Origin of the sequence: Chryseobacterium foetidum, from assembly GCF_025457425.1 — a bacterium.
Taxonomy (GTDB): Bacteria; Bacteroidota; Bacteroidia; order Flavobacteriales; family Weeksellaceae; genus Chryseobacterium; species Chryseobacterium foetidum.
This window is the reverse complement of the sequence record NZ_JAMXIA010000001.1, coordinates 255,953-279,013: the sequence shown is the minus strand read 5'-3', so window position 1 is coordinate 279,013 and position 23,061 is coordinate 255,953. Positions and strand designations below refer to the sequence as shown.

The following is a 23,061-nucleotide window of genomic DNA, read 5'->3' as shown; positions in this document are numbered from 1 at the left end:
CGATGAATCAATTATGCTTTTCTATAGATTTTAAAAACTTCTTTAATTCAGAATTGATATTGTTTTTATTTAAATTAAAAATTTTAAAACTTTCCTCAAGCGAAGTTCCGTTTTTGAAAACCGAAAAAAGTTTTTCTTTACCAAATTTCGCAATGATCATTTCACATAAAACCGCTGAAACCACGTAAGGAATCGGAGTTTCTTTCTCAAAATACATACTTTCATAAACATTAAGATGCTTCAAAACATCAAAATCAGGATTTTCTGTGAGGAATTTCTTCAGTTTTCCTTTTTGCCATTGGTAATCAAATTTTCCGCTTCCGCCAAAGTAAGTAGCAATTCCTTCATCGAAATAAGAATTTATTCCTGGGAAAAGTTTAGAAGTATATAGATGAACCACTTCATGCGTGTAATATTCCGAATTATTTCCCGATATGATGACATTATAATCTTCTGCAAATCCGCCAGAGTCGCTTGTATACATCATGGGATGATAATCAAATCCTTTTAATTTAAATACTTCTTCCGGTGAAACTGCGGAGTAATAAGATATCGGAAACTTCTCAACTCCAAAAAACTCTGAAAGAAGCTTAATGTCTGCTTTTTGTTCTTCAACTTCCTCAAGACTGAAATTTTTCGAGGGTGAAATGTAGTACGTTAAATTATCCTCTTTTTTGATTCGCCAATCTTTTGTTACATAATTAATGTATTTACTGAAGAAAATTTTGCCGTCAATTTTTACTGCAATCATGTTGTAAATTGCTTTGATCAGATTTGATTCTGTTTCTGTTTCTTCATTGTAACCGATATATGCTACTTTCACAATTTTTTTACCGTCTTCGCCAGTAGAAATAATTTCCATTAATGAGGGTCGATAAAAATTACTTCCCATTTTTCCACTTTCTATGTCAATAAGCTCATGATAGCGAAATTTAAACGTTTTAATATCAGATTCCAGCCAAAATTTTGAACTTTGTGTTTCTAAAAACTTCCCAAGCGTTTCAATAATTTGAATGTTTAAAGAATCTTTCCGGTCGACAGAAGGCGATATTGATTTTATTTTGGATTGAGAATAAGAAAACTGAAAAAGTAAAACGAATATGATTGCAAAAAAATTCTTCATTCTAAAATCTTTGTATGAAAACAACAGTGATTATTGACTAAAAAGTTATTGTTAAAAACAATTTGCGACCCGACCTGAGTGGAGCTCTTTTTGTAAGCCAAGGAAAATGCGGTGGCACAAAAAAGCGGGAATCCTTCGACAAGCTCAGGATAAATTAAGGGCGGAATTTGTCGCCATAATAAAAAATAAAATTGACTTTCAATACAGTCAAATTGTCGCCCAAAAAAAATTCACTTACAAAGGAAAATTGACAATTTACATTTAACAATTCACCTTTACACTTTCGTTTTTATCTTGTCAATATTAATAATCTTGTACACCAGTTCCTTGATGAGCTCTGCATCATCCATATTCACAGCTCCCAGACCTTTTCCTTTCATGTCAAATTCCCTTAAAGTAGAAATAACTCTTGTCGCATGTTTCAGCGGATAAAACCTTGCAGCTTCGGCAAAATCTTTCACAAAATAAGGATTGATGCCCATTTGAGAAGCAATAGACTGTGGCGACTGCCCTAGCATTGTGTTGTAGATAATGACGTTTGAAAAATAATTGTACAGGCTCGCCAACATCATTACAAACGGGTTATTTTTTGGATTTTTGCCCATGTAATACGCAATTTTCATCGCTGCATCAACGTTTTTTGAACCTAAAGCTTTCTGCAGTTCGAAAACATTGTATTCCTTGGAAATTCCGATGTGGTTTTCTACCAGAGTGCCGTCTAAAACTTCACCTTCTTTCAAAATAATTTTGAGTTTTCCCAGTTCGTTGGCGATTCTGGAAAGGTCGTTTCCGAGATATTCTGCAAGGAGATGAGAAATGTTGGGCGCGGTTTTTATTTTAAGTCTGATACATTCATCGGCGATCCATTTGGCAAGATTAAAATCTTTGACCGACTCGCTGAGGAATAAAAATTTCCCTTTGTCCAGAAGTTTGGTTACTTTTTTACGGCTGTCTAATTTCTTGTGTTTGTGGGCAAAAACGAGAACCGTTGATGGTACGGGATTTTCGAAATAGGCTTCCAGAGCATTGGTGTCCACCTCTGCCATTCTCAGATCCTGAGCTTCTTTTACAATGATCACCTGTTTGTCGCCCATCATTGGAAACTGTCTGGCAAGAGAAAGAATTTCGGGGTATGTGGTGTCTTTTCCGTAGACTACAGTTTGGTTGAATGCCTTTTCGTCTTCGCTTAGAAAGTCGTGTTCGAGGGCTTTTACAGCAATATCAATAAAGTAAGGTTCTTCTCCGTGGAAAAAATAAATCGGTAAAACTTCTTTATTTTTAATATTTTTGAGGATTAAATCTAATTCTTTCATCGTATAAATGGAACTTCCAAAACTGAATTTTCAGGAAACTTTTGATTTTAAATTCAAGAAAGACAAAGATAAGTTTTTTATCTATGACTTGGTGCGCAAAACTTACCTTTTGCTCACGCCTGAAGAATGGGTTCGCCAGCACTGGATTCATTATTATCTTACGGTGAAATCGTACTCTACATCAGCTTTAATCACAGAAAAAAAGATTGTGCTGAATGGTTTGACCAAGAGAATTGACCTCTTAATTACAGAAAAAGCACAGCCTAAAATTCTGATCGAGTGCAAAGCACCGCAAATTAAATTAACACAAAAAACTTTCGAACAGACCGCAAGATACAACTCCATCATCGGGGCGTCTGAAATTGTTTTGACGAATGGTTTGCAGCATATTAATGCGAAATTCGAAGAGGGAAATTATACTTTCTATAAATCTTAAATCCCAACAAGTGATGATCCGAAATGTAATTCTTTTTTCATTTTTAATGTTCCAGGTATTTACCTTTTCACAGTCGAGGGTTTTAATTAATAACCATTTTAACGTCGTAGAAGATCCTTTGAAAAGAAAAAAAATAATTGATGTAGTAAATCAATTTTTTTTGGAGAAAAGTATCAAAAATGAAGACTTAACGATTGTAAATCCTGAAAATAAATTGGAAACATGGCTGTTTCTGAATGAACTTAGAAAACTACAGAACAGCAAAGTATTCAGCACCATATACACACTGATGTACGAGGTTACATCTGTTGAATCGGGTAACAAAAATAATTTCACAATACATCTGAACTGCTATTACGAGGACAAGGAGATAAAAAATTCTGTAGCAAAAATTCAAATCACAATATTGGAAATTAACAGTAAATATATTGTGTCGTCAATAATAAAGAACAATTTGACCCACTGGAAATTGAAAACCTTTGAAAATTACAGTTTTTATTCTGAGAAGGAGATTGATGAAAAAAATCTGAGAGATTTTATTGCGAAAAACAATCAATTGAGTTTAACTTTAAAAGAACAGAAAATTCCCACTAAAGTGTATTGTGTCGATGGTATTTTCAATGCTTACGAAATGCTGGGAATTGATTATAAACGGGATAAATCTCCAAATAATTTTTTTCTGGGAGTGGAATTGGCAAGAGATAATACTCAAAGTACCATGATTGTTGCTACAGAAAAAGGAACGCTGGATGATTTTTCTTTTGCCAGCCTCTGGAAAGCGAGGATTACTGAGAAATACCCAATAAAGAATCTGTATGTGCCTGTTTTGGAAGGCTATTCATATATCAACGATGGATCTCCTTTTTATAAATGGGAACAGATATGGATTCATTTTAAAAACGCTTATCCAGTTTCTCAAAAAACAGATTGGCTGTCGCTTTACGGTACTAAAGAAAATTTTAGCCTCCCTTCAACCCCACTTTACCTTGAAAATCTTATTAATGCACTGATCATTAAAAAAATTGAAAAAGAAAAAGGATTCAATGGTGTATTAGAACTTTTAAACTGTGGGAAATTTGACGGTGAAAATCAGGACAATTACTTTAAAATACTGGAAAAAGTCTCTGGAATTACAAAAGCGAATTTCAATGCAGCGATTGACAAACTGATTACCAGTGAAAATTTAAACAGATAGGATATTTTTTAGCGTAACATTTGCATACGCAATGTGTAATTATTCACTTAAAAATTTATATATGAAACATTTATTATTTTCGTCCATACTTCTACTCACTTCAGCAACAGTTTTCAGTCAGAATCTTAAAAAAGTTTCCTATCAGGACGGCTCACAAAAACTCAATGGTTTAGTTACTTCAAATGCAGGAAAAAAACTTCCCGGAGTTCTCATTCTTCCCGCCTGGAAAGGTATTGATGATGAAGCGAAAACCGCAGCTGCAGATTTAGAAAAAGAAGGTTACGTAGCATTTATCGCTGATATCTATGGTGAAGGAAATATTCCTACAGACAATGCTTCTGCTGCTAAAACGGCGGGTTTTTATAAAAAAGATTTTCAGGCTTATCAGAAGAGAATTTCTCTGGCTTTGGAAGAGTTAAAGAAGAACGGTGCCATTCCTGAGAAAATTGCCGTTATAGGTTACTGTTTTGGTGGAACCGGAGCTTTGGAAGCGGCAAGAGGGAAAATGCCTGTTGTAGGCGTAGTTTCCATTCACGGGAGTATTGGTAAAGACCAGTCGAGACCGAATGATTTGATTTCAACTAAAATTTTAGTAGAAAATCCTGCAGAAGATAAAGGAGTGACGCCTGAAGACTATAACAATCTGGTTAAAGAAATGAATGATGGCAAAGCAGATTGGCAAATTATTACGTATGCCAATTCAAAACACACTTTTACTGACCCGAAGTCAGCAGATTACAATCCTGTGATGGCTAAAAGGGCATGGAATCATAGCTTGATGTTTCTGAAGGAAATTTTGAAATAAATTAAAAAGCAGTGTAGTTAAGTTCTACACTGCTTTTTTTCTACTTTGTCACCAACTCTGCGGTGACAGATTTTGGCGAATATTTGGTTAAAGAACCCGTTGCTGCATCAATTCCCACTCCGATTGCTCCACCAATAAGAATGTTAACTAATGAAACTGCGTTGAAAGTTTTCGTAAGCTTCACTTCCTGAGATGCATAACCTTCTTTTGCAAAAGTGACAGTCTGCTTGCTCAAAGATCTTGGGATTTCTGTTTCGCAAGGCGTTGTACATTTTTCAACACCTTTATGAAAAACTTTTGCACCTTCCGGTGTTGAAGTAAAAGAAATCTTGTCTTTTGTACCCGTAAGAATAGTCGCGCACGACGTTGTGGAAATTGCCAAAGACAGCATTAATCCATAAGATAAAATTTGTTTCATGTATATATTTTAGTGCGGCAAACTTACTGAAATAATTCATGAAATTAAGATTTAAGTTGAAGTTAAAACTAACTTATAAGGTTGTTAAAATATATTTTAAAACATTGATAAATAGTCTAATCTCTATCTTTCGGTTTTCTTATTATTCAGTTACAGTGTTGCAATTTGAACACCAACTATATTCTTTTTCCTTATCTTTTAATTTGATTTTTGCAGTATCACCACAGTTTTCGCAGGTTTGCTTATCGCTCTCCACTTCTTTTGCTTCGTAATCACAATCAAAACAGCTCCACGTTGGCAGAGGAAATTTCCCGCCAATAAACCATGTGAATGACTGTTCCTTACATTTCGGACATATTTGTAATCCCATATTAATTATTTTCCTGTTCTCTGTTAACCAATTCCATCGAAAAAGCAGGCAGACAGATCGCGATGTATTCGCAGGTTTCCGCAAACGGATTGCTGTACCGTACTCTCGCTCCTTTTTCGATCATCATACTCTGACCTTTCTCTAAAATCACTTCTTCGCCATCGATTTCGAATTTCTTTTTGCCGGAAATAATGACCGTAAATTCATCAAATTCGGGAGTCTGATGTGGTTCGCTCCAGTTCGGCGGCGCCACCATGTGGGCAATAGAAATGTCGGGCGTTTGGGTGGAATTTCCCCAATGTTCTTCTATCAGTTTTGCCGTCAGTGGTAGGAACGACAACAGGGGATTTCTGGATTTTATATTTTTTCATAACATTTTTTGATTTTGAACACAAAGTGCACAAAGTTTTTTTAATCTTCGAATGCTTTAAGTTTCACAAAGCCTTTTCACTTATAAAAGTGTACAAGCATTTTTTAAGGACACATCAGTATTTGTTGATTAATCCGAACTTACAGTTTTTTTACACTATTTAAATCTGCTCCATCAGCAAAATCTGCGTGAAATTAATTCAACTAAAATGATTTTTTTTTTAATTTCGTAGACAAAATTAGTTCGTGCAGGTTCACCGAAATAGGCAATTTCTTCTTCAGCGATCTTTTGTCCGCCAAGTCTTTCCAAAGCAATTTGCGAACGCAAGTTTTCTTTTCCGATATGGAAATACACTTTATCGACAAACTGAAAAATGTAATCCATCATCAGTTTTTTAATCTGTGGATTGATGCCTTTTCCCCACGAATCAGTTCCATAGAAAGTGTAGCCGATGAAAATACTGTTTTCAGATTCATCATAATCATAAAACCTCGTGCTTCCGAGAATATTTCCGGTTGATTTTTCAACAATTTTAAAAGCACCTTTACTTTCGATTGCACCTTTAAAAAAGTTTTCAAAAACTTCTCTTTTGTAACGGTCTTTATTTGGATGTTGTTCCCAGACTTTCGGGTTGGATGCAACTTCATACAACAATTCAAAATCCCCTTGCTGTAAGGGGATTAACTGATATTCATCGTTTTCTAATTCAGGTTGAATTGAAAAATTCATTGATAATAGATTTAAATCCTAACTTTTTGCTTTCGCAGCGTCTGCTTCTATCTTTTTGATTTCCTTCAATTTCTCTGCGATTTTTGTTACTGCATCTGGTTTTGCAGGTTTCAAAGCGACTTCAGCCTGAGCCATATCCCATTTGATCACTAAATTCCCTGAGTTTTCGTCAGTTGGATTGATGGTAATTTCAAACCATTCCTGTTTGTCTGCCAATTTATTCACAGGTACAGTTACATCCACCACATCGTTTTTAGCGTCGTAAGTGTAAGCTCCCCACTGTTGGAAATCTTTATTCAAAATCACTTTCCAGTCTTTTTCTGTCGGTACAATGAACAAACCGTACGTTCCTGCAGGCACCATTTTCCCTCCGAAATTCACTGCCTGACCGAATGTAATTTTTGTAGATGAGTTTGCGCCCGCTCTCCAAACCTGTCCGTAAGGAACCAGTTCGCCAAAGATCTTTCTACCTTTCACGCCTGGTCTTCCGTAATCAATTGTGATTTTAGACATAGAAAACTGCTGCTCCACTTTCTGACGCGGGCTCGCTGCCGGTACCGAATAATCCTGTGCAAAACTGAAAGCCGAAGCCGAAATGCAAACGGCAAATAATAACTTTTTCACTTTATTTTAAATTTTGCTAAAATTACGAAATGGATGTCAGATTTTGGTTTTTGTGGATGATAAAATTTGTTAAAATCTGTCTGATCATATTACCAACATTTCAAAAGTTGAATCCCGCACGCCCCGACCTGAATGGAGCTCTTTTTGTAAGCAGGGGGAAGCGCGCTGGCACAAAAAAGCGGGAATGGAGGGCGGAAAAGGCGCCATAAAAATTATACTGCTGTTCATTGAAATTCATTTATAGTCCAAAAAAACCTCATAAGAAACTTACGAGGTTTAGATTTAATTTTAAAAAATTATTCCGGTCTGGCCTTCCACTTCAGTAAAATCTTTGTATAGAAAAATATAAAGATAAATCCACAAATCAGGATGATATAGCTTAAACCTAATCCTAAAGAATCTATGATGGATTGGCAACCTTCGTAAGCAGCACTTTGCGCAGAATTGTAAACCATCTCGCGACAAGCGGCTTTCTGATGAATGGTGACGATTCCGAAGAGTAGAAATACAAAAAGTACAAAACCGTTCATTGATACATTCACAAAGATGGAGGTGATGAGTTTGTTGAATTTATTCATCGCAAAAATCGGGATGGAAAGGATGAAAACCGAGATGAACAGAACCATGTAAGCCACAAAAAACTCTTCCTTTCCTGAAACTGAAACGGCATATAAAACTGTAATCAGCGTGACAGCTAAAGCCAAAAGTCCGGCAGAAATGACACTGAACAACAATGATTTCAAACCTGTTATTCTGAAACTGAAAATAAAGGTCGACAGAAAAAATGCAATCCAAAGATAAATGTGAATATTCTGAGAGAAAAAATCATACGATTTTACGTCGTCAACGCTTTCTAAAAACTCCTTCAGATTGTCGGTGTAGTAGTAATAATCTGTTGTATTTTTTTTGAAATAATCTTCCGGAGAGATTTGCGAACTGATTTCGGGATTAAAATCTCTGATCAAAATACTGTCATTTACAATCCTTCCGTTTTCATCCACAATTGCAGCATCGGCATTTACGGCACTTACCGTAGAATCTATTGTTACAGCGGTTTCACTATCGTAATCGTAAGCTGGAGGATTGTTGGGATCACACTCCTGCCCGATGCTGGGTTTGTATTTTTTGATAAAATACCGAACGTTAAATTCTGACGGATTGTACACCATCTTCGTCCACTGCTTGGCATCCAGATTGTTTTCGATGGCGAATTTGTTGGAGACTTTCAGAAACTGCGACAGAAGTTTTTCGATTTCGGCAGGACTTTTTTTATTTAAAAGTTCAGCAGTTTTTCTGTTGACTTCAGCCTTTTTCTTTTTTATTTCAAGATTGTGAAATGTGGAATTGTCTTCATCGTAATATCCTGTGTAGGCGCGGCTGCCGCCGTTATTTCCGTTTTCATAGAACAAATCAGAAAAGTTATAGAAGCTGAGGCCTTCAGATTTGATATCAAATGAAACATCCACAACTTCTTTTTTAAAGAAGAAAGTTTCAGATTTATTGCCGTCTCTCTGAGAATAAACGATGCCTTTCTTTTGGGAATTTTCAGGCTCGGGAACAATAAATTCGTTGTACTTGTCTTTTTTATATGAAGTTTTTGAATACACAGAATTGAACTGATAAACCCTGTTGTAATAAACATGATATTTTTTGGTACGGTCAATTTTCTTAATATCTGTCTCGCAGTACAAATCATAAAACTGCTTTGGCGAAAGACGGTTGTCTAACGTGTACAGTTCTAAATTCTGACTTAAAAAAGCGTTTCCAAGATTGATGGTTTCGATGTTCTGTTTCATCTCGGCATCGGGATATTTACTGTTGATAAACGTCCTGAAACCCACCATGTACGAAAAGTAAAAAGTAGTGCAGACAAAAATAATTACAAAATACTGAACAAACTGCAGGAACAGTTTTTCTTTTGAATTAGGATAAAAATTCTTGAAAGCATTGTTTCTAAACATCATAATCAGCCATCCGACAATCATCAGAATGGAAATAATCAGATGAATCAGAATAATCCCGTCACGGAAGTAATCGTCTGTAACGTTCGATGTTTGCAGAGACATCGGGTTGATGTGTGAAAGATAACCGATGATGAAAAATAAGATATGAACGACAATTCCCGCCGAAAGCATCCACACAATTTTGGTATTCCAGACCGTCGGATATTTTTCGAGCAGAAACTGATTGAATTTATTGATTTTTTGCATTGTAATTTAAATTAATGAGGAATTAATTGACGAAAAACCTTCTTGTGGAAGATGAAATATTCCGGATGTAAACAATTTCGGTTCTGGCATTTCCCAACGCTGACATTACATCATAAAACTCGGTATCTGCAGAGAAATATGCGACATAAACACCACCGTTAAAATTCAGTTTTTCAAGTTGGAAAGCATTGAAAACTTCCAGCAGACTTTCTCTCGAACTTGGGGTATCAATTTCGATAATTAAACCGTCATTTTCGGCATTATTCAGTTCAGAATTGTCTTTGTACTGACCATTTTTCAGGAAGATCACTTTATCTGAAACTTTTTCTACCTCATACAGCTGCTGCGAGCTCAAAATCAAAGCGATAGGATTATTAACAGAATTTGCAATCGATTTTAAATCTTCCAGAATCACCTGCTGAGCCAACACATCAAGGTTTGCCAGCGGTTCATCCAAAAGCAGAATTTCCGGCTGTCTGAGCAATGTTCTGGCGAGTTCGAAGCGCATTTTGTAACCCGATGACAGTTCGCTCCACTTCAGATGCTTGTAATTCCACAGTCCGAGGCGGGCAATCATCATCAGTGTTCGGGTCTCGTTTTCTTCAGGTTTTACTCCGTAATTTGACAGGACAAATTTCAAATTATCCTTCAAACTTCCGTACCATTTTTCAGTTCGCTGTGGAATGTAAACCAGCTTGGTACAAAGATCAAAATCATCTTTGGGCGCCTGATTAAATGAGTAGTTCAGTTCGCCTTCGTTAAAGGAAATTTCTTTGGCTAAAATTCTCAGCAAGGTTGTTTTCCCATTTCCGTTCTCTCCTACCAAACCATAAACCTGACCTTTGTTGATTTCCATGGAAACCGGACCGAGAGAAAACCGGTTGCTGCCGTAGGATTTCAGAATATTTCTTGCCCGAAGCACAGATTTTTCCCTCACATGTTCCTGCACAGGAATTTTTTCGATTTTTGTGAGAAGAATTCTCGATTTTTCAATCAGTTCTTCGGTATAGGTCGGGAACTTTTCTTTCCAGTCTGTCAGTTCGATGGCTTCCCTGTAAATCTCCATGTTTTGAGTATCCATGGCACAATCGAGCAGTTTTCTGAACCCGAGAACGGTATCTTTATTGTCAAAAAAATGCTGAACTTCGTTCACGCGCTGTTGATGTTTCGTCATTTGGCTAAATTAATCAGACGAATATAACTAAAATTTAAAAGCAAAATATATCAATTTATAGAGAAAAATTTAATGATTATATTTGACTCAATTTAATACTAAATTGTTGTATAAGAATGCGTTAAGCTATAAGCGGTCAATTCATCGACTGATCCTAAATAAATGTACTGTAAGCAAGTCAATCATATCAAAACGCATTTGTAAATCTGTCTTACAATGTATTCTGATAAATTTATGATTTCTGTATATCGCTATTCAAACTTCATGTGCTTTCTCTCTCTTCAAATGTTGCATATAGTATTATTCTTCATTTAGTTTTTTAAACTTAATTTAAGTGAGTTACTAACTTGATATCCATAACCATGCAATAGGCAATGTGAATAATAGCGATACTTAAATATTATACTGGTTTTAAATATTTAGTAAACTATTTTACTAAATTTGTTACAGAAAATTTATTTTATGGAAAAAGAAAATCAGATCACAGAAGAAAAAATATTTGAATTATACGGCGACTACATTCTAAATCACGGAAAAAGACCGTTGAACATCTACCGGTTTGCCAAAGACAATGAGTTTGAAGAAAAAGACTTCTATGATTATTTTGCAGATTTTGAACAGATTGAGAAACAAATACTGGTCAGTCTTTTTGAAAAATCGGTGCAACTTGCGGATGAAGTTAATATGGCGCAGGATATCAGCCCAAAGGAAAAACTTCTGAATGTTTACTATATATTTTTCGAAAATCTTACAATGAACCGTTCTTTGGTTCTGATGATTTTGGGAAATAACAAAATGCACGCTGCAAGAATCTCCGGCCAGCTGAAGGAAATTCATCGTGAATACGTCAGAACGCTGGATTTTAAAGATTGGGAAATCATTGAAAAAGCTAAAGAGGATATTAAAAATGCCCATCAGAAAGCACGTGAGGAAGCGCTATGGCTGCATTTGGTTTCTGCAATTGAGTTTTGGAAGAAAGACACCTCCCCCGCTTTCGAAAAAACCGACATCTATATCGAAAAAACCATTGATACAGGATTTGAATTAATGGATAATGAGCCGTTAAGAAAACTGGCTGACCTCGGTAAGTTTTTATTTAAAGAAAAATTCAAAAAAAACTAAATGAAGACACTTAATAAAATACCAACCGGAAAAATAGAACGCACGGGCACTTTACTGAAAGCCGGAGCAAAAATCGGTGTCAACTACATCAAATACTATGGAAATAAAATCTCCAAAGACGAAAAAGAGGCAAGACAGATTCTTAATGAAGACAATGCCACAGATATTTACGATTCGTTAAAAGAACTGAAAGGTTCTGCTCTGAAGGTAGCTCAAATGTTGAGCATGGAGAAAAATATTCTTCCGCAGGCGTATGTTGAGAAATTTTCTCTTTCACAGTTTTCAGTTCCTCCACTTTCCGGGGCTTTGGTGAAGAAGACTTTCAGAAAATACTTCGGGAAAAATCCGGAGGCGATGTTTGATCAGTTTTCTGCCGAATCTGTGAACGCGGCAAGTATTGGTCAGGTTCACAGAGCAAAAAAAGAAGGAAAAGATTTGGCAGTCAAGATTCAGTATCCGGGCGTTCGGGAAAGTATTTCCAGCGATCTGAAAATGGTAAAACCAATTGCCATTAAAATGTTTAACATTAAAAAAGAAGGCTCAGAATCTTATTTTCAGGAAGTGGAAAATAAACTTTTTGAAGAAACAGATTATAATCTGGAACTAAAAAGAAGTCAGCAGATTTCTGCAGATTGCAGTCATCTTCCAAACTTGAAATTTCCAAAGTACTATCCGGATTTATCCTGTGAAAAAATCATCACGATGGACTGGATGAGCGGAAAACATTTTTCCGAATTTACAAAACTGAATAATTCTCAGGAAAATCTCAATAAAATTGGCCAGACCCTGTGGGATTTTTATATGTACCAAATGCATATTTTAAAGCAGGTGCACGCTGATCCGCATCCAGGCAACTTTTTGATTTCGGACACGAACGAATTACTCGTTATCGATTTTGGATGCGTAAAGGAAATTCCTGAAGATTTTTACCAGCCTTATTTTGAATTGGCAAAAGAAGAAAATCTTAAGAATCCTGAGATTTTCAGACAGAAACTTTATCAGCTGGAAATTCTAAGGGATGATGATACAGAAAAAGAACAGGAATTTTTCAGCAAACTTTTTTATGAGTTGCTGGAGCTTTTCACCAGACCTTTCAATCGTGAAATTTTTGATTTTTCGGATGAAGGTTTCTTTCAGGAGATTGCAGATCTTGGTCAACGATACGCCAAACTGAGTGATATGAAAGGAATGAATGCCAACAGGGGCTCAAAACATTTTATCTATCTGAACAGAACTTTTTTTGGATTGTATAACATGATGCACGATTTAAAAGCGAAAGATATTGTGATCAGTCATTATAAAAATTTTGTTAAATAGATGCCCGCCAACTTACCATCAAAAATGTGTGAAGTCTGCGGACTTTCATTTAACTGGCGTAAAAAATGGAAGAAAAACTGGGACGAAGTAAAATACTGCAGCGAAAAATGCCGGAAAAACAAAAAATCAACATCCTCTGGTTTACAAAAGATTTAAGAATCAGAGATAACGAGTCACTTTTTAAAGTTCAGCAGGAGAATTTGCCTTTTCTTGCACTGTACATTTTTGACAGCGATTTCTTTGTTCAGAAGCAGTTTGGATTCAGAAAAATCGGAAAATTCAGGGCTAAATTTCTTCTTGAAACGGTTTTGGATCTGGAAAGAAATTTAAATCAGATTAAAATTCCTTTTTTGAAAAAGTCTGGAAAAACAAAAGATATTTTTCTTGAAATTTCTGAACATTACGAAATCAATGCCATTTTTTGTCAGGATGACTGGACAACGGAAGAAAGTGATTTACAACAGCAGATAAAATCGGTTTTGCCGGATACTATTTGGTTTAAATCCTGTTCACAGCTGCTTTTGCAACCTGAGTTTGTCTTTCATCAAATGGAAAAAATCCCTGTACATTTCACGGTTTTCAGACAGAAAACTGAAAAGAAGTTTGAAGTCAGGGAAGAATTTTTATCAAATAGAGTTGGAAAAAATCTGCAGTCTGAAATTACAATTAAAGGAGATGATATTGATTTAAAAACATTAGGTTTTGATGATTTTGAAAAGCATCCCTTTACAGCATTTCCCTTTTCCGGTGGGGAAACTGAAGCTATAAAGAGATTAAATAATTATTTTTTTGAGACTGAAAATCTCAGTATTTATAAAGAAACCCGAAACGGTATGACTGGTTCGGATTACAGCAGCAAATTTTCTGCATGGCTTGCCAACGGAAGTTTATCTGCTGTAACTGTTTTCCATGAAATTAAAAAGTACGAGGCAGAATTTGGGAGCAACGATTCCACTTACTGGCTGGTTTTTGAGTTGTTGTGGAGAGACTTTTTTAAATATGTTTCGATTCAGCATGGAAACAAAATTTTTCAGGAGGACGGAATTTTATCTAAAAACTATCCTTTCGAAACCAATCAAAATTTAGTTGATAACTGGTCTGAAGGTGAATCAAAATCTGATTTCATCAACGCCAATATGCTCGAAATAAAAAACACAGGATGGATGAGCAACCGTGGAAGGCAAAATGCAGCATCCTATTTCTGTAGAATTCTCAATCAGGATTGGCGCATTGGAGCCGCCTATTTTGAAGAAATGCTCATAGATTATGATGTTCACAGCAATTATGGTAACTGGATGTATGTCTCAGGCGTAGGGAACGATCCCAGAAGCAGAACATTTAATCCTGAAAAACAGGCGGAACAGTACGATAATGATCACCAATTCAGAAATTTATGGCTAAAGTAAAAACCTTGGTTGCGCAACTCATCTTTCCGCATCAGCTTTTGAAAGATACCGATTATTTAGATAAAAATCAGCCTGTTTTTTTGGTTGAGGAATTTCTGTTTTTCAGACAATATGAATTTCATAAACAGAAAATCGCTTTTCACAGAGCAGGTATGAAGTTTTACGAAAGTTATTTGCAGGATGCAGGTTTTAAAGTAAATTATATTGACAGCAATGAAGAATTATCTGACGTTCAGAAATTAATTTCTCATTTGGAAAATGAAGGTTTCAGCGAAATTTTAATCACAGACGTTTGCGACAACTGGCTGGAAAAAAGAATACAGAAAACGAAACTAAAACTCAGAATTTTAGATAATCCCATATTCATTAACACAAAAGATGATCTGAAGGAATATTTTGAAGGAAAAGAATTTTATCACCAAACCGACTTTTACAAACAGCAGAGAATTTCCCGAAATATTCTGATGAAAGCGGGAAAACCTTTGGGTGGAAAGTGGACTTACGACACAGAAAACCGTAAGAAATATCCTAAAAATAAGAAAACACCATCCATTATTTTCCCCGAAAACTCAGATCATTATGAAGAAGCGAAAGTTTATACTGAAAAGTATTTTAGTGAGAACTATGGGAATCTGACTACCTATCAACTCTATCCGCTCACTTTCGAAGACGCAGAAAAATGGCTTGATCAGTTTTTGGAAATACGTTTTGCCGATTTTGGAATTTACGAAGACAGCATTGTGGAACGTGAACATTTCCTACACCACAGTGTGCTCTCTCCCCTGCTCAATGTCGGACTTCTGACGCCTGATTTTGTTTTAGAAAAAGCGATAAATTATGCTCAGGATTTCGATATTCCTATAAATTCGCTGGAAGGATTCGTCAGACAGATTTTAGGATGGCGCGAGTTTGTTCGGGGAGTTTATCTTTATCAGGGAACTTTTCAGAGAAATAAAAATTACTGGAAGCATAAAAATTCTCTTCCGGAATCATTTTATACAGGAAAAACAGGAATTAAGCCCGTTGACAGTACAATTTTAAAAATTCTGGAAACAGGATATGCGCATCACATCGAAAGACTGATGATTCTTGCAGGATTTATGAATCTTTTAAATCTAAAACCTGATGACGTTTACCAGTGGTTTATGGAAATGTTTATTGATTCCTACGATTGGGTGATGGTTCCGAATGTGTATGGAATGAGCAGCTTTTCGGATGGCGGAAAAATGAGCACAAAACCGTACATCAGCGGCAGCAATTACATCAGAAAGATGAGCAATTATTCAGATGGAGACTGGTCTGAAAAGTGGGATGCCTTATTTTGGAATTTCGTCAGTGATAACTGCGAATTTTTCATCAAAAATCCAAGACTGGGAATGATGATCCGGACGTTTGATAAAATGACAGATGAGAAAAAAGCAGAACATTTACAACTGGCAAAACAAACCATTAAAAATTTAAAATGATGATGAAAAATTTTAATACTGAACAGACAGACCGCATTATTGAAATGGCGTGGGAAGACAGAACTCCTTTTGAAGCTATCAAATTTCAGTTTGGTGTAACCGAATCGGAAGTTATTGAAATCATGCGGACTGAGCTTAAAATTTCAAGCTTTAAATTGTGGAGGAAAAGAGTGAATTCCGGTGTTAGTCAGAAACATCTGATGAAGAGAAATCCTGACATTGACAGGTTTAAATTTACCAGACAACGCGCAATAAGTCATAATAAAGTTTCGAAGCGTTAAAAAAACCACGAATCTCTCTTTGGAGAGTTTAAAAAATTCCATTTGTGCATTTATTACAACACAATATTCAACAAAAATTAAAATATGAAAAACGTAGTAATCATCGGTTGCGGGCAAGGTATTGGGTTTGCCACTGCAAAACTTCTTTCAGATAAAAATCAGGTTACAGGAATTTCAAGAAGTCATCATCCTGAGGTTGATAGTCTAAATATCGATTTTCACGAGCTGGATATTCTTTCCGGAAATCTGGATGAAATTGATTTTCCTGAGGTAGTCGATGGGTTAATCTACTCGCCCGGAAGCATCAATCTAAAACCTTTCAACAGACTTTCACCAGATGATTTTAAAAATGATTTTGAAATCAATGTTTTGGGCGCTGTAAAAATTATTCAGAAATTACTTCCGGCTCTTAAAAAATCTGAAAGTGCATCAATCGTTCTTTTCAGTTCGGTTGCTGCAAAGTTGGGAATGCCTTTTCACGCCTCTATTTCTGCAAGTAAAAGTGCTGTGGAAGGTTTAACTAAAAGTCTGGCGGCAGAATTTTCTGCACAAAAAATCAGGGTCAACTGTATTGCTCCTTCTTTAACTGATACCAATCTGGCTTCACAACTTTTATCTACACCTGAAAAGAGAGAATCTTCCGGTAAAAGACATCCTTTGCAAAGAGTAGGAAATGCTGACGAAATGGCAAAAATGGCGGAATTTTTACTGTCTGAAAACGCATTGTGGATCACAGGTCAGATTATTGGTATCGACGGTGGAATGGGAAGTATCAAGCTTTGATTTAAAATACTAATCATTTATCTTTGTTTAAAATACAATCATGAAAACTGACTTTATTATTGATTTGCTTCATCAGGTGAAAGAATTTGAAAACTCTTCTGCCTTTAAGCCCAATTCCGATGTAGAAGACTTCCGGATGTGGCTGAATGCTAAAAAATATACAGAAGAAAGCCCGACGAAGTTATTTAAAAATGAGAATCATCAGGTTTCATTTACAGAAAATGAGATTTGCAAACAGGTGCTTTTGCTCAGTCGTTATTCTAAATTACTGATCAGAAAGGGTTTAAGCCAGTTTCCTGATTTAGCCAATGAGGAATTCACATATCTGTATCGCCTTAAAGATGAACCGTTTTTAACTAAAATTCAGTTGATTGAGAAAAACGGTCATGAAAAACAGACCGGAACGCAGATTATCAAAAGACTTTTGGAAGCAGGATTTTTAGAAGAACAAAATGACGAAAACGATAAACGCAGCAAAAGACTGAATCTTACAAAGCTGGGAGAAGAGACCTTTCAGAAGTCTGTGAATAAAGTAAATATGACATCTGAACTGCTTTCGGGAAGACTGAGTACCGAAGAAAAATCAGAATTTCTTACAATTTTGAAAAAACTCAATGAGTTTCATGCACATCTCTATTCTGCTCATAAAGGTTCGGATATCGCAGAACTGCAAACGATATTTGTCGAATCATAAATCTACATTATGCAGCTTTTGTACTTTTCATTGTAAGATTAATATAATTAAACATACAGAATGTCGCAATTGCCCCGAAAGTATGCCATAGAAAGTGTGTTCCAAAGCTGAACAAATCCCATTTGTCAGCCACACGAAATGTCAGCGCCAATGCAAACGACAGCAGAGCAAAACCTACCCATCTACCGGCTTTCCATTGAGTGTAAATAAGATATTTTAATACTGAGAACAATACAAATGAAGCCATCATCGCATAATTGATGTTGATGAAAAGAGATTTATTTTCAAACAATATCCAGTTTCGTAGAGCGTACATGAGGAAAATATAAACGAGTAGCATCAAAACAGCAAAATACCACCTGGTGCTCTTGGCTATAAAATAAAATCCGGCAGATAGGCAAAGCAACATAATCGGCATCCAGTCCATTGCAATAAATACCGGCCATTGTCTGAATGAGTGATAAATTGTTCCGCCGACAGCACCAATGTACAGTAAGATCAAACAGTATGTCAAGAACGGATGCGCTTTATAATTATCTTTTATTTTAACTGTCCAAAAGACTGCTATAATTAAAAAAAATAATGCAGTGATGGCATTCAGCGGCTCAGGGAAAAGCTGAGCCATATCGGTTTCTGCATATAACATTCCTCCGTCCGGAGGTAATTGATTGATCGGCATTATCTGAAATTTTAATTGAAAAAAGAGGCTTAGTAAGAAACTTTTATAACTTTCTTTTATTAAAAATACTAAAACAAATTATGTCTGATAAATTATATCTTCTTAATATAGCAAAATTGTGATTAAATAATATTATTTCACTTAAAATTGAATAAAAAATAATATAATTCAAATCCGTTTTTTAAGTATATCTGATCTCAACTAATAATCCTGACTGCCATGCAACCAGGATTAAGGCTAAATTTTTGTCAGCAAATTCTGTCTGATCAGTTTTCAAGACTCTGAAATTTCGCAAAAGAATTCTGCAGTTTCTGATGCTGATCCTGAACCAGTAAAATACTTTCCGGAGATAGTTGATCACTTTGCAAAGCTTCCTGATACGCAGCGATTGCAGATTTTTCTCCAAACACCACATTTTCAAGGGTAGATTCTGCGTTGTTGGGTGTGAATGCATTTTTCACATCAATCCACGCTCTGTGAACGGTTCCGGAAACGGTTGGTGAATCGTCATATTCTCCTCCGTGCTCAGTGATGCAGGTGATGAGGTCATTTTTCATCTGCTCAGATTCTGCCACCATTTCTTCGTAGTCGTTTTTCAGATAAGAATGCGTGTCCCACACCTTCTCTTCTACTTTGTTGAATCCTTTGATGCGGTCCATTGTAATGTTCAGCAAATCATTCAGTACTGAAACGGTTTCTTTGTTTGTCATAATATTTTTGATTGGTTGTGCTATTGTTTCTGCAAGTGCTGTACCATTGCATGATCTGATTTGTGAAAGTGCTTTTTAAAAAGACAATTTAAAATTTTACAAAAAAATTTTTGAAATCAATGTCTGTCAGATCTGCATTTAAATTTTTGGGGCAGTGCCGTTATTTTTCTACTTTTGCTTTATATGAAAAAACCTTCACACTTCAAAGCACTCATTCATTATAATCTGACCGAAAAAGGAGGTATTGTAAACCCGGTTTCAACGGGATTTCGTGCATCATTTCAGTTTCCTTTTGAGTTGCAGACTTATATTGGAAGTCAGAATTTTGAGGATCCTGAACTTATTTTCGCAGGAGATTCTGTGGCGGTTGATGTCACTTTGGTAAATGCTGAATCTTTTTTAAGTAAATTATATACAGGAATGGATTTCGAAATTTCCGATAACTCAGGGGTGATTGGTAATGGCGTCATTTGGGAAGTTTATCCAAGATAACTGTTTGATCTAAATATAATAAATACTGAATTTTATTTGTAGTGACTATAATCATAGACATAAATTTCTGGGAATTTTTATTTTTGAATAACTGAAAACTTGAGCTTAAGCTTTAATTAAAAACACTCCGGAGTCTATTGCTTCGGAGTGTTTGTTTAAAAAAGATTCGTAAAACTCCGGTAATAAAACAAAAATATGTTTTGCTCCGAAAGATTTAAATTTTAATAAAAAAAGCTGCCACAAAACTGTGACAGCCAAAGAAATTAGAAGTTAACAATATTTATTTTGCTTTAAAATACACTCTTCTATTTGCTCTGTTCTTCCATTCCGGGCATTTTGATGCTGGATCACACTCCGGATATTTAAGATCAGTTTTTCCGTTTCCAACAGATTCAAGCTTTGAAGACTGAACTCCATTTTTAATAAGGTAAGATTTTACGTTTCCTGCTCTTTTTTCAGAAAGGTTTTTGTTGTAGGCATCAGAACCTCTGGTATCTGTAGCTCCCACAACAGTGAAACCACCCTCAGAAGAGTTAATATAGCTCACAGCATTGTTCAGAATTGGAGTGTTTGATGGTAAAATTCTGTCAGAATTCAGATCAAATTCAATTCCGTCAAGCTTTGTTTCATTTTCAGAAACTGTCCCCTGTCCTTCAATTGGGCAACCGTTATTTTCTACAGGTCCCGGAACAGTTACACATTTATCGTAAAGGTCAATTACGCCGTCAAGATCAACGTCTAAAGCAACACCGGCACCATCAACTCTCGCTCCGGGTGGAGTATCAAGCTGTCTGTCCCAGTCATCGCAAACACCGTCACCGTCCATATCGCCTTTCTGGCAAACAGTAATGTCCTGATTTTTCTCTGCAAGTACATCCAGTTTGTAGTAAATTTCCTGCATCGGATCATGCCACATCAAGTGAGAATCATGTTTTCCTAAATTAAGTGTAAGACCCAATGTTGCATTAATGAAGTTATCAGAAACCTGATCTTCTCTTTTATTGATCGCACTGTATGGTTCGCCGCCACCGTCAAACTGGTCATCTGTACTTACCACATACATTACTCTTCCTTCAAGATCAAGCCTGTTGCTTAATTTATATTTAAGACCTGCACCCGCCTGTCCGAATAATGAACTCAACTTAAAAGGTTTGATCTCATTCATTAATCTCTGTCCGTTTTCATCTTTTTGGTACGCACGGTAAGCTAAGGTTCCTACACCTCCGTAAGCGTGTAATGCCCATCTGTAAGGAGATTTATTATCCACTCTTCTTAAAAGATTTGACAGGTTAATGTCTCCTAAAATTGAGAGTGCATCGTACTGCGTTCTTGCACCAACCTGCAGAGTTGATGAGGCGTTGGCTGGAGCTGCATCCTTAGTATTGAAAAAACCCTGACGCGTCTCTCCTCTGTCATACTGAAGATTAATTCCAAATGCATGCGTAATCGCTTTATTAATACTTACATAAGCAGAATATCCGAAGAGATTTTTTCCGTTTCCGTTTTTGATGGAAGTTAAATCTGCAGACTGCATTAATGGTACACCTGCACCGGCAGAAATAGACCAATCATTGAATCTCTTTGAAGATTGTGTAAAAGGAGATACATTGGCAGATCCTGAACTGAAAGTGTTTGGATATTCTGACAAAGAATCCTGAGAAATGTTTTCCTGTGCACACAAAGTGGCAGGTATCGCCATTGCCAGCGATAGAATAGCTAATTTTGATTTCATACTATATTAAATTATTGATTAAAAACTAATCTGAAAAATTCTGAAGACCATACAAAAGTCCCGAAGACGAATTTTTGAAGACACCAACCGGTGCCGTTTACATATGTGCCTTGTTCCTTTCAATTAGCGTACCACTCTTATCGTAAAAAAGGCTTTTGAAATGCAGATTTTTTTTTTGGTTAATATTGAAATCCAAATTTGAAGTTGTAATTTACTGAAAGTCAAAGTATGAACTTAGATTCATTTAAATCAGAAAAAAAATATTTTTTTTTAAAAAAAATTATTTCTCTGAATATCTAATTCTTGATTTTGTAATTTTTAAGCTGAGTTTTGGTTTAAATTTAATTTGAAATTAGCAGAAAATTTTAAAAAAACTCTCTGTATAAGATAGATTGTAGAATTTAATCTAAAATTATTCATCTTTCCTACTGTACAAAATAAACATTAATTTTGAATATTTCGCATTTACAATTTCAAAGATTTCAATGGATATTTAACCTTACCTTTTTACTTAATATAAGAACTTCCATAAAATTTCCACAGCTATTTCTGATCATCAAATTCATAAATTCACTCTTCCAGGAATTTTTTTAAGTACAAAACTCCAAAAATCTATACTGTAAAGAATTGCTGTATGATGCTGAAACTCGTTATTTAAATGTAACATGTACAGCATTGTGAAAAATTTATGCTTTAATTATGTAAAATTAATCTCTGCCACTTTACAAAAGGAAATTTATAAACTGATTTTTGTGAATAACCATATCATTTTATTTAACGGTTAATAAACTTTTACATATCTGTAGATATGACCGACCGCGATGCGATTTATATACTTTTTGTCACATTTTTTAAGAACTGTTTTGAGAGATCTTAAAAAAAAGTCATATAAAAAAAGGTCATCCAAAAATCAGCAAATATTGTAAGTATTACCTAAATACGAACGTAAATAATTGAAAAATATAACCTTAGCACAGCTCATTTCGAAATCAATACAATACTGTAATTTTTATAAGTTCAAAAAAAAATTATTAAAAAAAAATATCATGTTTAGGCATAAAAATTGCTTCGCATAATTAAAGTATTTAGCATACACCATTATTAAAAATAAATTATTTTAGTCCCCTTAATTAAAATTAAGAGGGAATTTTAGCATTATTGCCATGAATTATAAACTAGTACTCAATACCAAGTCTGAAAGCTCTAATATCTTCTACAATACCATAACATTTGATACGTTCAAAATTAATATCATAGACAGGTATAAAGGAATAATGAGCAGAAATCCTATTCTTTGCGATTCTATTTTCAAAGTCAGAACTCTAGATGATCAGCTGATAAAAACACGTGAAGGTAACAGCAGGGTGAAGTTGAAAGGTGCGGATCTTGAAACATATAAAAATCTGATGGATATTCTAAATTCTTACAATTATAAAAACAAATTGATTAAGCAGAAGGAAGCTGATGAAGATTATGTGCATTTTGTAATACGTATCTACATAGAGAATTATCAGATTAATTAATTTATGAATTAGTAATTTGCTTTAAATTATCTTATAAAAATTCCACAAAAAAAATTCTTGGATTGCCATAAGTTGTTTTTGAATTTATT

General features: G+C 35.2%; 24 protein-coding genes and 1 pseudogene. 13 read left to right on the top strand and 12 right to left on the bottom strand.

Features of this window, described 5'->3' with window-relative positions; all coding sequences use genetic code 11:
• Window positions 1-7 precede the first annotated feature (7 nt).
• Both NG809_RS01265 and holA read right to left on the bottom strand, forming a co-directional pair.
• The gene (locus NG809_RS01265) at window positions 8-1,123 is read right to left on the bottom strand and encodes a hypothetical protein (RefSeq protein WP_262147350.1); all 1,116 of its coding nucleotides are present in this window, start codon (window positions 1,121-1,123) and stop codon (window positions 8-10) included.
• Window positions 1,124-1,398: 275 nt separating this feature from the next.
• Window positions 1,399-2,436: a DNA polymerase III subunit delta gene (holA, locus tag NG809_RS01260; RefSeq protein WP_262147348.1), complete on the bottom strand. Its 1,038-nt coding sequence runs from the start codon at window positions 2,434-2,436 to the stop codon at window positions 1,399-1,401.
• A 7-nt stretch (window positions 2,437-2,443) separates the two neighbouring features.
• Here holA and NG809_RS01255 point away from each other — a divergent pair, with 7 nt between their 5' ends.
• From NG809_RS01255 to NG809_RS01245, 3 genes are all read left to right on the top strand, one after another.
• Window positions 2,444-2,872 carry a type I restriction enzyme HsdR N-terminal domain-containing protein gene (locus NG809_RS01255; protein WP_262147346.1) on the top strand — a complete coding sequence of 143 codons (429 nt, stop codon included), beginning with the start codon at window positions 2,444-2,446 and terminating at the stop codon, window positions 2,870-2,872.
• A 160-nt stretch (window positions 2,873-3,032) separates the two neighbouring features.
• Window positions 3,033-4,067, top strand: a complete 1,035-nt coding sequence (locus NG809_RS01250) for a hypothetical protein (protein ID WP_262147344.1) — start codon at window positions 3,033-3,035, stop codon at window positions 4,065-4,067.
• A 61-nt stretch (window positions 4,068-4,128) separates the two neighbouring features.
• Complete coding sequence (locus NG809_RS01245) at window positions 4,129-4,872, top strand: dienelactone hydrolase family protein (RefSeq protein WP_262147342.1); 744 nt, start codon at window positions 4,129-4,131, stop codon at window positions 4,870-4,872.
• Window positions 4,873-4,912: 40 nt separating this feature from the next.
• Here NG809_RS01245 and NG809_RS01240 read toward each other — a convergent pair whose 3' ends face one another.
• The 7 genes and pseudogenes from NG809_RS01240 to NG809_RS01210 form a co-directional block, all read right to left on the bottom strand.
• Complete coding sequence (locus tag NG809_RS01240) at window positions 4,913-5,290, bottom strand: PEGA domain-containing protein (protein WP_262147339.1); 378 nt, start codon at window positions 5,288-5,290, stop codon at window positions 4,913-4,915.
• Window positions 5,291-5,432: 142 nt separating this feature from the next.
• On the bottom strand, window positions 5,433-5,660 hold the full coding sequence (locus tag NG809_RS01235; protein WP_262147337.1) for a hypothetical protein: 228 nt from the start codon (window positions 5,658-5,660) through the stop codon (window positions 5,433-5,435).
• Between the two features lies 1 nt (window position 5,661).
• Window positions 5,662-6,031, bottom strand: a pseudogene (locus NG809_RS01230) (cupin domain-containing protein).
• Window positions 6,032-6,204: 173 nt separating this feature from the next.
• On the bottom strand, window positions 6,205-6,759 hold the full coding sequence (locus NG809_RS01225) for a GNAT family N-acetyltransferase (protein ID WP_262147336.1): 555 nt from the start codon (window positions 6,757-6,759) through the stop codon (window positions 6,205-6,207).
• Between the two features lie 18 nt (window positions 6,760-6,777).
• The gene (locus tag NG809_RS01220) at window positions 6,778-7,383 is read right to left on the bottom strand and encodes a DUF2911 domain-containing protein (protein WP_262147335.1); all 606 of its coding nucleotides are present in this window, start codon (window positions 7,381-7,383) and stop codon (window positions 6,778-6,780) included.
• Between the two features lie 296 nt (window positions 7,384-7,679).
• A complete protein-coding gene (locus tag NG809_RS01215; RefSeq protein ID WP_262147334.1) occupies window positions 7,680-9,593 on the bottom strand; it encodes a hypothetical protein in 1,914 nt (637 codons plus the stop codon).
• A gap of 22 nt (window positions 9,594-9,615) precedes the next feature.
• A complete protein-coding gene (locus NG809_RS01210) occupies window positions 9,616-10,767 on the bottom strand; it encodes an ABC transporter ATP-binding protein (protein WP_262147332.1) in 1,152 nt (383 codons plus the stop codon).
• Between the two features lie 462 nt (window positions 10,768-11,229).
• Here NG809_RS01210 and NG809_RS01205 point away from each other — a divergent pair, with 462 nt between their 5' ends.
• From NG809_RS01205 to NG809_RS01170, 8 genes are all read left to right on the top strand, one after another.
• The gene (locus NG809_RS01205) at window positions 11,230-11,889 is read left to right on the top strand and encodes a TetR family transcriptional regulator C-terminal domain-containing protein (protein ID WP_262147330.1); all 660 of its coding nucleotides are present in this window, start codon (window positions 11,230-11,232) and stop codon (window positions 11,887-11,889) included.
• The gene (locus tag NG809_RS01200) at window positions 11,890-13,206 is read left to right on the top strand and encodes an ABC1 kinase family protein (RefSeq protein ID WP_262147328.1); all 1,317 of its coding nucleotides are present in this window, start codon (window positions 11,890-11,892) and stop codon (window positions 13,204-13,206) included. It begins immediately after the preceding gene.
• Window positions 13,207-13,362: a DUF2256 domain-containing protein gene (locus NG809_RS01195; RefSeq protein WP_262147327.1), complete on the top strand. Its 156-nt coding sequence runs from the start codon at window positions 13,207-13,209 to the stop codon at window positions 13,360-13,362.
• The gene (locus tag NG809_RS01190) at window positions 13,314-14,612 is read left to right on the top strand and encodes a DASH family cryptochrome (RefSeq protein ID WP_262147325.1); all 1,299 of its coding nucleotides are present in this window, start codon (window positions 13,314-13,316) and stop codon (window positions 14,610-14,612) included. The genes NG809_RS01195 and NG809_RS01190 overlap by 49 nt, the downstream gene beginning before the upstream one ends.
• Window positions 14,600-16,078 carry a cryptochrome/photolyase family protein gene (locus NG809_RS01185; RefSeq protein ID WP_262147323.1) on the top strand — a complete coding sequence of 493 codons (1,479 nt, stop codon included), beginning with the start codon at window positions 14,600-14,602 and terminating at the stop codon, window positions 16,076-16,078. The genes NG809_RS01190 and NG809_RS01185 overlap by 13 nt, the downstream gene beginning before the upstream one ends.
• Window positions 16,078-16,359 (top strand): TIGR03643 family protein, encoded by a 282-nt coding sequence (locus NG809_RS01180; protein WP_262147322.1) that lies wholly within the window; start codon window positions 16,078-16,080, stop codon window positions 16,357-16,359. The genes NG809_RS01185 and NG809_RS01180 overlap by 1 nt, the downstream gene beginning before the upstream one ends.
• A gap of 84 nt (window positions 16,360-16,443) precedes the next feature.
• Window positions 16,444-17,142, top strand: a complete 699-nt coding sequence (locus NG809_RS01175) for an SDR family NAD(P)-dependent oxidoreductase (RefSeq protein ID WP_262147321.1) — start codon at window positions 16,444-16,446, stop codon at window positions 17,140-17,142.
• Window positions 17,143-17,182: 40 nt separating this feature from the next.
• Window positions 17,183-17,836: a MarR family winged helix-turn-helix transcriptional regulator gene (locus NG809_RS01170; RefSeq protein ID WP_262147319.1), complete on the top strand. Its 654-nt coding sequence runs from the start codon at window positions 17,183-17,185 to the stop codon at window positions 17,834-17,836.
• Window positions 17,837-17,843: 7 nt separating this feature from the next.
• Here NG809_RS01170 and NG809_RS01165 read toward each other — a convergent pair whose 3' ends face one another.
• Window positions 17,844-18,515 (bottom strand): hypothetical protein, encoded by a 672-nt coding sequence (locus tag NG809_RS01165; protein WP_262147316.1) that lies wholly within the window; start codon window positions 18,513-18,515, stop codon window positions 17,844-17,846.
• Between the two features lie 266 nt (window positions 18,516-18,781).
• Complete coding sequence (locus NG809_RS01160) at window positions 18,782-19,225, bottom strand: ferritin-like domain-containing protein (RefSeq protein ID WP_262147314.1); 444 nt, start codon at window positions 19,223-19,225, stop codon at window positions 18,782-18,784.
• Between the two features lie 183 nt (window positions 19,226-19,408).
• On the opposite strand from NG809_RS01160, the gene NG809_RS01155 reads away from it, so the two are divergent.
• Entirely contained in the window at window positions 19,409-19,717 is a 309-nt protein-coding gene (locus tag NG809_RS01155; protein WP_262147312.1) for a hypothetical protein, read from the top strand.
• A gap of 280 nt (window positions 19,718-19,997) precedes the next feature.
• Here NG809_RS01155 and NG809_RS01150 read toward each other — a convergent pair whose 3' ends face one another.
• Window positions 19,998-21,449 (bottom strand): OmpA family protein, encoded by a 1,452-nt coding sequence (locus NG809_RS01150; protein WP_262147310.1) that lies wholly within the window; start codon window positions 21,447-21,449, stop codon window positions 19,998-20,000.
• A gap of 1,163 nt (window positions 21,450-22,612) precedes the next feature.
• Here NG809_RS01150 and NG809_RS01145 point away from each other — a divergent pair.
• Window positions 22,613-22,972 (top strand): prevent-host-death protein, encoded by a 360-nt coding sequence (locus NG809_RS01145; protein WP_262147309.1) that lies wholly within the window; start codon window positions 22,613-22,615, stop codon window positions 22,970-22,972.
• Window positions 22,973-23,061 lie beyond the last annotated feature (89 nt).

What these genes read in the sequence shown, in the direction of transcription:
- NG809_RS01170 (WP_262147319.1), top strand. Translation starts at nt 17,183, where the DNA reads ATGAAAACTGACTTTATTATTGATTTGCTTCATCAGGTGAAAGAATTT.
- NG809_RS01175 (WP_262147321.1), top strand. Translation starts at nt 16,444, where the DNA reads ATGAAAAACGTAGTAATCATCGGTTGCGGGCAAGGTATTGGGTTTGCC.
- NG809_RS01155 (WP_262147312.1), top strand. Translation starts at nt 19,409, where the DNA reads ATGAAAAAACCTTCACACTTCAAAGCACTCATTCATTATAATCTGACC.
- NG809_RS01165 (WP_262147316.1), bottom strand. Translation starts at nt 18,515, where the DNA reads ATGCCGATCAATCAATTACCTCCGGACGGAGGAATGTTATATGCAGAA.
- NG809_RS01225 (WP_262147336.1), bottom strand. Translation starts at nt 6,759, where the DNA reads ATGAATTTTTCAATTCAACCTGAATTAGAAAACGATGAATATCAGTTA.
- NG809_RS01205 (WP_262147330.1), top strand. Translation starts at nt 11,230, where the DNA reads ATGGAAAAAGAAAATCAGATCACAGAAGAAAAAATATTTGAATTATAC.
- NG809_RS01235 (WP_262147337.1), bottom strand. Translation starts at nt 5,660, where the DNA reads ATGGGATTACAAATATGTCCGAAATGTAAGGAACAGTCATTCACATGG.
- NG809_RS01215 (WP_262147334.1), bottom strand. Translation starts at nt 9,593, where the DNA reads ATGCAAAAAATCAATAAATTCAATCAGTTTCTGCTCGAAAAATATCCG.
- NG809_RS01200 (WP_262147328.1), top strand. Translation starts at nt 11,890, where the DNA reads ATGAAGACACTTAATAAAATACCAACCGGAAAAATAGAACGCACGGGC.
- NG809_RS01185 (WP_262147323.1), top strand. Translation starts at nt 14,600, where the DNA reads ATGGCTAAAGTAAAAACCTTGGTTGCGCAACTCATCTTTCCGCATCAG.
- NG809_RS01255 (WP_262147346.1), top strand. Translation starts at nt 2,444, where the DNA reads ATGGAACTTCCAAAACTGAATTTTCAGGAAACTTTTGATTTTAAATTC.
- NG809_RS01145 (WP_262147309.1), top strand. Translation starts at nt 22,613, where the DNA reads ATGAATTATAAACTAGTACTCAATACCAAGTCTGAAAGCTCTAATATC.
- holA (WP_262147348.1), bottom strand. Translation starts at nt 2,436, where the DNA reads ATGAAAGAATTAGATTTAATCCTCAAAAATATTAAAAATAAAGAAGTT.
- NG809_RS01150 (WP_262147310.1), bottom strand. Translation starts at nt 21,449, where the DNA reads ATGAAATCAAAATTAGCTATTCTATCGCTGGCAATGGCGATACCTGCC.
- NG809_RS01265 (WP_262147350.1), bottom strand. Translation starts at nt 1,123, where the DNA reads ATGAAGAATTTTTTTGCAATCATATTCGTTTTACTTTTTCAGTTTTCT.
- NG809_RS01160 (WP_262147314.1), bottom strand. Translation starts at nt 19,225, where the DNA reads ATGACAAACAAAGAAACCGTTTCAGTACTGAATGATTTGCTGAACATT.
- NG809_RS01180 (WP_262147322.1), top strand. Translation starts at nt 16,078, where the DNA reads ATGATGAAAAATTTTAATACTGAACAGACAGACCGCATTATTGAAATG.
- NG809_RS01190 (WP_262147325.1), top strand. Translation starts at nt 13,314, where the DNA reads ATGCCGGAAAAACAAAAAATCAACATCCTCTGGTTTACAAAAGATTTA.
- NG809_RS01245 (WP_262147342.1), top strand. Translation starts at nt 4,129, where the DNA reads ATGAAACATTTATTATTTTCGTCCATACTTCTACTCACTTCAGCAACA.
- NG809_RS01210 (WP_262147332.1), bottom strand. Translation starts at nt 10,767, where the DNA reads ATGACGAAACATCAACAGCGCGTGAACGAAGTTCAGCATTTTTTTGAC.
- NG809_RS01240 (WP_262147339.1), bottom strand. Translation starts at nt 5,290, where the DNA reads ATGAAACAAATTTTATCTTATGGATTAATGCTGTCTTTGGCAATTTCC.
- NG809_RS01195 (WP_262147327.1), top strand. Translation starts at nt 13,207, where the DNA reads ATGCCCGCCAACTTACCATCAAAAATGTGTGAAGTCTGCGGACTTTCA.